Below are 4,384 nucleotides of genomic sequence, written 5' to 3'. Positions count from 1 at the left end.
CGCGGACGCGGTCACGGCGCGCCGGGTGTGCGCCGTCGCCGCGCGCGGTCGCGCGCACCACGACTGGCGCACCGCGGTGGCCGCTCTCGACGGCGACGGGCTGGCCGCCGCACTGCGGGACCGGGTGTCCGACGAGGTCAACCGCCGACCCGCCGACGGGGTCCGCGTCGTGTTCGTCTTTCCCGGACACGGCAGCCAGTGGGTAGGCATGGGCCGCGAGTTGCTGAACTCCTCGGCGGCCTTCCGGGAGACCATCGAAAGCTGTGACGCGGCAATACGATCCGAGTCCGGGTGGTCGCTGCTGAAGGTGCTCGCCGACGACGGCGACGAGCTGACGAAGACCGCGGTGATCCAGCCCGCCGTGTGGGCCATGCAGGTGGCGTTGGCGAAACACTGGCGCTCCTGGGGCATTCGGCCCGACGTCGTCCTCGGGCACAGCTTCGGCGAGGTGGCCGCCGCCACCGTCGCCGGGGCGATCGATCTCCCCACGGCCGCGCGGCTCATCTGCCTGCGCGGCGAGTTGACCGCGCAGGCGGACGGGCTCGGCGGCATGGTCGCCGTGACGCTGCCCGCCGCCGAGGCCGAGGCGCTGGCCGCGCGCTACGACGAGCGGATCGTGGTGGCCGCGCGCAACAGCCCGCGCCTGACCGTGCTCTCCGGCGAGAGCGACGCGCTCGACGAGCTGCTCGCCGACCTGCGCGACACCGGCGTGCGCGCGGGCCGGGTGCGGATCAACTTCGCCTCGCACAGCCGGTTCATGGAGCCGCTGCAACCGCGCTTGATCGAGGCGCTGAAAGACCTTCGGCCCCAGCCGCTCTCGGTGCCGCTGCGGTCGACGGTCACCGCCGAGCGGATGTCCGGACCGGACCTCGACGCGCGGTACTGGGCGGACAACCTGCGGTCCCCCGTGCGGTTCGCCGAGGTGATCGCCGCCGAGAGCGGCGAGGGGCCAACGGTTTTCCTCGAGATCAGCCCGCACTCGGTGCTGGCGCAGCCGATGCAGCAGTGCCTCGCCGGCGGCGACGGCGCGACGGTCGTGGCCGGGCTGCGCCGGGGCGTGTCGGAGACCGCGCGCGTCGCGGAGATCGCCGCTCGCCTCTACAGCGCGGGCGTCGATCCGGACTGGTCCGCGATATACCCGGCACTGCGCCTTCCGGAGGACGTTCCGACCTACCCGTGGCAGCGTCGGCGCACCTGGTTCACCCCCGCCGAGACGCCGCGGGTGGAGACACCGGCGGTCCCTGAGTCTGCCGCGCCCGAGATCCCCGCCGAGGGCGGCGTTTTAGCTATACTGATCGCCGAACTGTCTGCGGTACTTGGGCTTTCGGCGGAACAGATCCCGCGGCGACGCCCGTTGCGCGAGGTCGGTTGCGACTCGCTGGCCGCCGTCGAGATCCGCGCCCGGCTCGAGCGGCGATGGGGAACCGAGATGTCATCGAGCGCGGTGCTCGGTGCGAGCGTCGACGACCTCGCCGAGGCGATCACCGCCACCCACCCGGATGCGGGTGGCCGGACAGAGAGGGAGGGATAGCCGTGACATCGCCACAATATCCCGGAGGCGGCGCGCCGGATCGGGTCGTGCCGTCGCTACCGGACTACGACCCCGACGACCAGATCGAGAACGCGGTGATCAGCAGGCTCACCGCGAACTGGCACCGGCGCGCGATGGTCAAGCGCCCCGAGCCCGACCTCGACGAGCTGTTCGAGCCCGACCGCCCCGACTACCCGGAGCACCTCATCCCGTTCCGGGAGCACCCGTTCTATCGCGCCATGGACCCCGAGGTCAGGGCGCACATGCTCGGCTGGGGCTGGGTGGCCTTCAACAAGCACGTGATGGATACCGAACAGCACGTGGTGAATCCGACGTTCTCGCTGGTCATCCAGGGCACCTTCGACACCGGCCTCGACATGGAGACGCTGAGCACCGCCATGACCCAGGCGATGCTCGACGAGCAGTACCACACCCTCATGCACCTCAACGCCAGCTCGGTGATGCGGCGCAGGCGCGGCTGGCGGATGCCGGAGTCGGCACTTCCGCTCGGGTACAAGGCCACTCGGCTGCGGCAGCGGATGGCCGCGAGCGAGGAACCCTGGCAGCGCGACCTCAGCGCGCTCGCCTTCGCCACGGTCGCCGAGATCTCGATCAACTCCTACCTCGACCTGATCGCCCAGGACGACGAGATCCAGCCGATCAACAAGGTCACCGCGGTCATGCACAACCGCGACGAGTACTGCCACTCCTCCATCGCCGACGAACTCGCCAAGGCCGTGTACGACCGGCTCGGCCCGGCGCAGCGCGCGCTGTTCCGCGAGGCGATGGTCGACGGGCTGGAGGCGTTCGCCGCCAACAGCTTCGGCACCTGGCACCGCATCGTGGACCTGGTGGGGGCCGAGGGCGGGCACGAGATGCTGCACGAGGTCGAGCACGACCCGTCGGCCAAGCGACTGCTGTCCAATTTCAGTGGGCTGCACAAGTTCTGCGCCGAGCTGGACATACTCGAGGAGCTGGAGTTCGACTGGTCGACGGTGACGATCGAGGGGCCGTGAGGCCGGAGCAGGCGGGCGGCGCCACGGCGCTCGCCTCCGATTCCGCTGTGGCGGTGCCGATCTGGCTGGTGGCGACCGGCGTCTCGCTCGTCGCGCTGAACCTGCGGCCGCCCATCACGGCCGTCTCCACGCTCATGCCGCAGGTGCAGCAGCAGGAGGGGTTCACCAGCACCGTGGCCAGCCTGCTCGTCGCGGTGCCGATCGCGTGCTGGGTGGGCTTCTCCGGCCTCACGCCGCGCATCGGGCGCGAGCTCGGGCTCAACCGCACCATCGGGTTCGCGCTGCTGGTGTTGCTGGCGGGCTTCGGTATTCGGCTGCTGCCCAACGTGGTCGCGCTGTTCGTGGGCACCACGGTCATCGGTCTGGCCATCACGGTCGGCAACGTCCTGGTTCCCGCCACCATCAAGCGCGACCATCCGGAGCATGTCGGCTTGCTGACCGGGCTCTACACCATGTCCCTGTACACCGGGGCGGCCGCGGCCTCGGGCCTGACGCTGCCGCTGCAGCACGCCACCGGCCTCGGCTGGCGCGCGACGCTCGGCCTGTGGGCCGTGCCCGTCGTGATCGCGTGGCTGGTGTGGTTGCCGCAGTTGCGCGTTCGCGGCGACACGGGGGCGGGCGCGGCGCCGGAGGGCACGCCGCGCAGCCTGTGGCTACAGCCGCTGGCCTGGGCGGTCACCGTTTTCTTCGCCATGCCCGCGCTGCTGTTCTACGCCGTGTCCGCCTGGCTGCCGACGATCCTCGTCGACGCGGGCATGGACGCCTCGCTGGCGGGCGGCATGCTCTCCATCGCCAACCTGGTCGCCGTCCCCTCCGCGCTGGCCATGTCCATCCTGGTCAATCGCAGCGAGCGGCAAGTGTGGGCCGCGACCTCGACCGGCGCCGTCTCCGCCATCGCCTTCGCGGGACTGATGATCTCCCCGGTCGGCGGAGTCATCGCCTGGATGATCCTGCTGGGCATCGGGCTCGGTGCGGGCACCGCCATCGGATACTCGCTTCCGCTGCTGCGGTCGCGAGACGCGCAGACGGCGGCGAAACTGACCGCCATGAGCCAGATCGCCGGCTTCGCGCTGTGCGCCGTCGGCCCCGTACTCGCCGGCGCCCTGCACGACCTCACCCACGCCTGGACCGCCGTCCTGCTCTTGCTGCTGGCGCTGGCCGTCGTGCAGATCGTTTCGGGCCTGCGGGCGGGCACGGCACGCTTCGTCGCGTGAGGTGGTGCCGGCTGTTCGCGGTGGACTCGACGTGCTCGCGCCCGACGTCGTGCTCATGAGCGACGGCGGCGGCCCGCCCTACGCCTCCGCCTGGACGGCGTCATGGCGTGCCGGGGGCGAGGAGGGCCGCGTCTTCGTCGATCGACTCGGTCCCGTCGCCCGGCGAGGGAGCGGCCACCATACGGCTGAGCCCACACCGTTTTTGTGACACGTTGAGGTGACCTGGCTTACGTTGTGACGACTGTGAGCCAACCGACATCAATAGTCGAATCATGCCTACTAGCGGCGGATGTAGCGTGGCAGGCACTTCAGCGAGCCACCGAAACGCGAAAGGACGACCCTGCGACCACTTGCCACCCCCGAAACATTTTCAGTACAGTGTGAAACGTATCCGGTACAGCGGTGCGTGATTGCCGTGTCGGAGTCTGGAAAGCACTGTCCCCCAAAATGATTCGAGGTTCTATCGTCATGCGTATTCGTAATGCTCTGTGTGTCGCCGCCGTCGCTCTGCCCACCGCGGCCGGGGTGGCCCTCGCGGGCACCGGCGCCGCCAACGCCGCCGTCGAGGAGCCCCAGACCATCGAGGCTCCCATCGAGGCCCCGGCCGATCCTCCGGTCGACCC

4 protein-coding genes are annotated in these 4,384 nt (G+C 70.3%); all 4 read left to right on the top strand.

Going from position 1 to position 4,384, the window contains the following annotated elements; translation table 11 throughout:
- A partial coding sequence (locus ON39_RS34620; protein ID WP_157195558.1) for an acyltransferase domain-containing protein occupies positions 1 to 1,531 on the top strand: 1,531 nt, incomplete at its 5' end.
- Positions 1,532 to 1,533: 2 nt separating this feature from the next.
- Entirely contained in the window at positions 1,534 to 2,547 is a 1,014-nt protein-coding gene (locus ON39_RS34615; RefSeq protein ID WP_051187478.1) for an AurF N-oxygenase family protein, read from the top strand.
- Positions 2,544 to 3,761 (top strand): CynX/NimT family MFS transporter, encoded by a 1,218-nt coding sequence (locus ON39_RS34610; RefSeq protein WP_051187477.1) that lies wholly within the window; start codon positions 2,544 to 2,546, stop codon positions 3,759 to 3,761. The genes ON39_RS34615 and ON39_RS34610 overlap by 4 nt, the downstream gene beginning before the upstream one ends.
- Before the next feature lie 4 nt (positions 3,762 to 3,765).
- Positions 3,766 to 3,969 carry a hypothetical protein gene (locus ON39_RS34605; protein WP_146251057.1) on the top strand — a complete coding sequence of 68 codons (204 nt, stop codon included), beginning with the start codon at positions 3,766 to 3,768 and terminating at the stop codon, positions 3,967 to 3,969.
- Positions 3,970 to 4,384 lie beyond the last annotated feature (415 nt).

The organism is Nocardia tenerifensis NBRC 101015 (assembly GCF_000308715.1).
Taxonomy (GTDB): domain Bacteria; phylum Actinomycetota; class Actinomycetes; order Mycobacteriales; family Mycobacteriaceae; genus Nocardia; species Nocardia tenerifensis.
This window is presented reverse-complemented; position numbering and strand designations above follow the sequence as displayed.